The sequence below is a fragment of the Bergeriella denitrificans NBRC 102155 genome (assembly GCF_001592185.1).
Taxonomy (GTDB): Bacteria; Pseudomonadota; Gammaproteobacteria; order Burkholderiales; family Neisseriaceae; genus Neisseria; species Neisseria denitrificans.
Map to the genome: position 1 here is coordinate 1 of NZ_BCWL01000216.1, position 3,205 is coordinate 3,205.

At 57.5% G+C, this 3,205-nt stretch carries 4 protein-coding genes; all 4 read left to right on the top strand.

Annotation, left to right across the window (positions count from 1 at the left end; all coding sequences use genetic code 11):
• Positions 1–35: 35 nt before the first annotated feature.
• The 4 genes from dapF (at position 36) to BDE01S_RS09355 (ending at position 3,145) form a co-directional block, all read left to right on the top strand.
• On the top strand, positions 36–887 hold the full coding sequence (gene dapF, locus BDE01S_RS09340; protein ID WP_082790459.1) for a diaminopimelate epimerase: 852 nt from the start codon (positions 36–38) through the stop codon (positions 885–887).
• A complete protein-coding gene (locus BDE01S_RS09345) occupies positions 887–1,483 on the top strand; it encodes a hypothetical protein (RefSeq protein ID WP_082790458.1) in 597 nt (198 codons plus the stop codon). Before dapF ends, BDE01S_RS09345 begins: the two co-directional genes overlap by 1 nt.
• 100 nt (positions 1,484–1,583) lie before the next feature.
• Positions 1,584–2,516 (top strand): cysteine synthase A, encoded by a 933-nt coding sequence (gene cysK / locus BDE01S_RS09350; protein ID WP_066080677.1) that lies wholly within the window; start codon positions 1,584–1,586, stop codon positions 2,514–2,516.
• Between the two features lie 140 nt (positions 2,517–2,656).
• Positions 2,657–3,145: a prokaryotic membrane lipolipid attachment site family protein gene (locus BDE01S_RS09355; RefSeq protein WP_066080682.1), complete on the top strand. Its 489-nt coding sequence runs from the start codon at positions 2,657–2,659 to the stop codon at positions 3,143–3,145.
• Positions 3,146–3,205 lie beyond the last annotated feature (60 nt).

Consider the following 3,205-nt stretch of genomic DNA (forward strand, 5'->3'; position numbering starts at 1 on the left):
GTGTGTGCCGGCAAAATGAAGGAATGGAAGAAACGGTGAAAACGTTAAAATTTACCAAAATGCACGGATTGGGCAATGATTTTGTGGTGGTGGATGCCGTCAATCAGGATTTCGATCCGCTGGCGGCGCCGCTGACGCGCTGGGCCGACCGTTTTCGCGGCGTGGGTTTCGACCAGCTTTTGGTGGTGGAAAAAACCGAAGCGGCGGGCGTGGATTTCCGCTACCGCATTTTCAATGCCGACGGCAGCGAGGTGGAGCAGTGCGGCAACGGCGCGCGCTGTTTTGTGCGCTTTGTGGCGGATAAGGGCTTGACCGACAAGCAGGAAATCGTGGTGGAAACGGCCGGCGGCATTATCCGCCCCAAGCTGTTGGACAACGGTTTGGTCACGGTCAACATGGGGCGGCCGCGCTTTAAGCCGTCTGAAATTCCGTTTGTGCCGCTGCCTGCGGAGCAGAGTGATGAAAATGCGCTGGCTTATCATGTCGCCATCGAGCAGCAGGTGCAGGTGTCTTGCGTGAATATGGGCAATCCGCACGCGGTGATGGTGGTGGCCGCTGCGGCGGCTGCGCCTGTGGAAACTTTGGGTGCTGCCATCGAACCTCATACCCAATTCCCCGAGCGGGTCAATGTCGGCTTTATGCAGGTTGTCGACCGCTGCGCGGTGCGTTTGCGGGTGTACGAGCGCGGCGCGGGCGAAACGCAGGCCTGCGGTACGGGCGCGTGCGCTGCTGTGGTGGCGGGCGTGCGCCTGGGGCTGTTGGATGCGGGTGTGCCCGTGCGGGTTTCGTTGCCGGGCGGCGATTTGTTTATCGAATGGCAGCCGGAGCAGGACGTGTTAATGACCGGCCCTGCGGAAACGGTTTTTGACGGCGAGTTGCATTACTGATGGCCGGGGATTGGAATGTATGGTCGGTCGCGGCCTACGGATTGATATGGCTGCTGCTGGTTTTTCGGGCAGGGATGTTCCAATGGTTTTGGGGCAGCGTGCTGCTGTGGCTGGCCGTGTCGCTGTGGGGTGCGCGCCTTTTACCCGGCATTTGGGGCATGACGCATATTGGGCCGCTGTTTCTGCCGCACGCGTATCTGACCGTTGCCAGCGTGTTTTTTTGGATTGACTTTAAGCAGGCGGCGGCGCGGGAAACGGGGCAGGGCAGATTGTTCGGCCTGCTGGCGCTGTTTGCCCTCAGCAATGTGCTGATGACGGCGGCCTTTGCGTTTATCGGCGGCATGGTGTGGTATCATTACCCGAGCCCGCTGACGCTGGTTGCCGCGCCCGCCATGCTGGAGTTTTACGCGCTGCGGCCGCTGAACTGGTTTGTGCTGCAGACGGTATTGATGGCGGTGCTGTATGTGCACAACCGCATGATTATGCGCCGCCCGGTTTATGCCTTCAGCGCGGCGCAGGTGCAGGGCTGCCTGTTTCTGGCGCTGCTGATGCAGCTGGCCGCGCTGCCGGTGTTGATGTTGGCGGGGCGCGTATAAACCAAAAGTTATAAATTCAGAATCTTTTAATATTGGCTTTTCAGACGGCTTGTGCTTAAGATAAGGCCGTAAGATATCCATCATAAATCAGGAGTTGGAAATGAATATTGCAAACAGCATTACCGATTTGATCGGCAATACCCCGCTGGTAAAATTAAACCGTCTGACCGAGGGCCTGAAAGCGCAGGTAGCCGTGAAGTTGGAATTTTTCAACCCGGGCAGCAGCGTGAAAGACCGTATTGCGGAAGCCATGATTGAGGCCGCTGAAAAAGCCGGCAAAATCAATAAAAACACCGTTATCGTAGAAGCCACCAGCGGCAACACCGGCATCGGCCTGGCTATGGTGTGTGCGGCGCGCGGCTACAAGCTGGCGATTACCATGCCGGAGAGCATGAGCAAAGAGCGCAAAATGCTGCTGCGCGCATTCGGTGCCGAGCTGATTCTGACCCCCGCCGCCGAAGGCATGGGCGGCGCGATTGCCAAAGCGCAGGCGCTGGTGGACGAGCATCCCGATGTTTACTTTATGGCGCGTCAGTTTGACAACAGCGCCAACCCGGAAATCCACCGCGGCACCACCGCCGAAGAAATCTGGCGCGATACCGACGGCCAAGTCGATATTTTCGTAGCCGGCGTGGGCACGGGCGGCACCATTACCGGCGTGGGCGAAGTGCTGAAACAGCGCAAACCCGGCGTGCAGGTCGTGGCCGTAGAGCCGGAAGCATCTCCGGTATTGAGCGGCGGCGAAAAAGGCCCGCACCCGATTCAGGGCATCGGCGCAGGCTTCGTACCGGCCGTATTGAACACCGGCGTGTACGACGACATTATCAAAGTGCCGAACGACGCCGCCTTTGAAACCGCGCGCGCCATGGCCGAAAAAGAAGGCATCCTGGTAGGCATTTCCTCCGGCGCGGCCGTATGGAGCGCCTTGCAGCTGGCGAAAAAAGCGGAAAACGAAGGCAAGCTGATTGTGGTCGTGATTCCGTCTTACGGCGAGCGCTACCTTTCTACCCCGCTGTTTGCCGACTTGGCATAAGCACACCGCAAAAAAGGCCGTTTCAGACGGCCTTTTTTGCTGCAGGGCCGTCTGAAAAAATGTTGCAATTCGGCAAAAACGCCCACTAAGCGGCAGCCAATCGTTTGGTCTGGCACCGGAAACTGATTATAATAGCACCCATGAAAAAACATATCCCCCTCTTATTCGCATTGGCGGCGCTGGCAGGCTGTGAAACCATCTACCTGCCGACCCTGAAAGAAGTGCCCGTCAATCCTACCAATACCAGAGTTGCCGACACCCCAGCCGAAGGCTACCGCCTGGCCAATTCCCACTGGACCGACGTGGCCAAAATCCGCGACGAAGCCACGCGCCTGGCCAGCCAGGTCAGCCAGGGCAAATTGACCAAAGTGCAGGCAGCGCAATATCTCAACCGCTACCGTATCCAATTAATCGGCCGCAACTCGGTCGATGATGCCGTGTACGAAGTGTATCTGCGCTCCGCAGTGGACAGCCAGCGCGGTGAGATTACCTCCGAGCAATCCAAAACCCAAATCCAAAGCACTTTGCGCGGCTGGCAGCAACGCTGGAAAAATATGGACAGCAAACCCGCCAATCCAGCATTTACCAACTTCCTGTTGGAATACATGGGCATGACGCCGCTGAAATAAACGCAAAGTATAGTCATTTAAAATAAGAATGATACGGCGTTGCTGCGCCTTGTCGTACTA

Excerpts from the sequence above, each read along its gene's own strand:
- BDE01S_RS09345 (WP_082790458.1), top strand. The coding sequence starts at position 887 with ATGGCCGGGGATTGGAATGTATGGTCGGTCGCGGCCTACGGATTGATA.
- cysK (WP_066080677.1), top strand. The coding sequence starts at position 1,584 with ATGAATATTGCAAACAGCATTACCGATTTGATCGGCAATACCCCGCTG.
- BDE01S_RS09355 (WP_066080682.1), top strand. The coding sequence starts at position 2,657 with ATGAAAAAACATATCCCCCTCTTATTCGCATTGGCGGCGCTGGCAGGC.